Source organism: Caballeronia sp. M23-90 (genome assembly GCF_053574605.1).
Genome location: NZ_JBSIPA010000697.1, coordinates 1 through 2,275 on the forward strand (window position 1 = coordinate 1; position 2,275 = coordinate 2,275).

Annotated in this window: 1 protein-coding gene; it reads left to right on the forward strand. The window is 52.2% G+C overall.

What is annotated here, in order from left to right; translation table 11 throughout:
* Window positions 1-846: 846 nt before the first annotated feature.
* The gene (locus ACRXB1_RS34805; protein WP_449494625.1) at window positions 847-2,133 is read left to right on the forward strand and encodes a hypothetical protein; all 1,287 of its coding nucleotides are present in this window, start codon (window positions 847-849) and stop codon (window positions 2,131-2,133) included.
* Window positions 2,134-2,275 lie beyond the last annotated feature (142 nt).

Here is a 2,275-nt window from a genome sequence, read left to right on the forward strand (position 1 = left end):
ATGCTAAGAAGCGCCGAACTGCGGGCAGCCGCGGTGGGGAAATGAGCTTTTTAAAGAGAGATTGATAAAGTCAAAACCCGACATTTCTAAAAAGTTTGAACCCCGACATCTGAACTTGGCCTCGACACTAGTTGTAGGCCCCAAGTAGTAATGTCGTACTTGAACGGCGTCGTTCCTGATAACGCACGGTTGGACGCACAAAACCTGCCGAAAATCCGCATGCCGAACCGAAACGGCTTCGTGTCGAATCTGCAGCCCACAGTACGTTGAATGCCCTTGCCTGCTCGCGCTGACGATCCACGTTGCTAAGCGTTTGGATTCGCGACCGCCCGTTTTTAGTATTGTTCTGCAGCCGACTGCGTGCACCGGCACTTCGCGTGTCTTTAAATCGCCTGGCTTCAGCTAAGGTGTAGGCGCTCAGCGGGGTCGTCGCTTCTGAATATCATGAGCGTTACTGTGGACATTGCGAGCGCGAATGACGGCCGTCAACGTCGGAGCCGCGCGATATAAACCATCGCACTTGCTCGCTCCTTCAGTTCCAGGGTATCGAAGGACTGAAAGACCGGCTGCGCGGTAGTCGAGCGATGCTTGGTTGAAGCAGGTAACAAAGTACTTCCAAATTCCAATGTACGGAAGCATACGGTAATCCTGTCGGAAGCTTAATAAGATATTGAAAGTGCACCGTGCGACCCCAGTTGCTGCGCGGCGGACGCCCGCGACCATTACCGAATACAACCGGTGCCTATGGCCGCCGTTTTTCATCCCTTAAAACTAGCATTGGTGATAATAAAAATGTGGATGCGGAGATATTCAGTAAAGGGCCCGGACTTTACCGGGGTCGTGAGCATGGGCTTGGTTCTTAACTTATTCCTGATGCGTCCAACGGCGCTTGGTGAAACATATACGTCTCTGGGCATGGTATTGGCCGTTCCGCTCGTGTACCTTCATATATGGCACAACACAAAACGAACTCGTTATTCGAATGCCGTGATTCGGTGGGACATTGCCTCGCTGCTGAGCTTGCTATGTGTGTATTGGCTGTATATTTGCCCCATCTCGATAGTCTTCGAAATGTCGCAACTCGACTGGGTATTAAAAGAGTTCGTCACCACTCTCATGATCGCGTTTGTCTATGGCATGTTCCTCATCGATGTGGAAGCCAACCGCAGATTTTTTAAGACTTTGTGTACGGTTATTTCTGTGCTCGGTCTATCCAGCGTCATTACCGTCGTACTGGCGGCAATACTCGGGAGCAAGGATGCGTTGTTTCTTTTCTCGTTGAACGTGAAAGGATATACCGAGATCACTCTGCACCAGGAGACATCGACAGGTGCTATCTATTTTCCCTTTTCAATGCTCTACGGTGATTACGTGTCAGGAACCGTCAAGCTCGACCGTTATTGTGCGTTCTTCCGCGAAGCGGGCATCTATCAGGCAGTTGCATGTTTTTGCCTTGCATATGAAGCGTTCACGCGACGATCCGGACTTGTGATGTTTGGGCTTGTTGGCGGGACGATCTGTGCGTTTTCGTCTCTAGGAATCGCTCTGCTTGCAATGAGCATTGGAACCATCTTTTTATTCTCGGGTTCGCGAGTCGCGTCATGGCGTGTAGTAATCACGGCGGTCATGATTGGGCTAGTGTATCCGGTGTCGATGTACACGCCTTATATCGGACTGGAAGACAAGGCACTTACGCACGGCGCCTCACTCTCAGACCGCTCGAGTTCAATCGAGCGGGGTCTCCGGGATGTGCGGCGCAATCCACTTGGCAATGGCCTTTATTCGAGCCTTGGCAAGAACGATGGGATCTGCCTGCTCGCGGAGCTGGGAATGATCGGACTGTTTGGTTTCGCGTGCAAGGTCCTGCTACTCTCCGGATTGAGACTAGGCCCTGGTCTGAGCTGGAAGAAAGTCGCGACTTGCGCGCCGTTGTTGATCACGGCGCTGGTATCGCAGCCGATCGCAGGAGCGCCCGTCATGCTTGTGATAGGCATGGCATTTGTTCCACGCGTCGTCAATCGAAAAAGTAGCGTAGTGCATCGCCTGGTGAAGCCGGGTATGTCCGCGGCGTTTGCAGCTAAGCAAACGTCATTGGAACTGCCCTTGCCGAAGTCGCCAATGGTCAATCAGTGATCGCTCTATTTATTTGACTGCGTATTCCACGCAAAGTGAATGGCCATTCCACGGCAAAGTGAATCGTGATTCCAAGGCAAAGCGAACAGGAATTCCACGTCATCGCGAACAAACGGAGCGCAGCGACGCGGGGCCTTTGCTA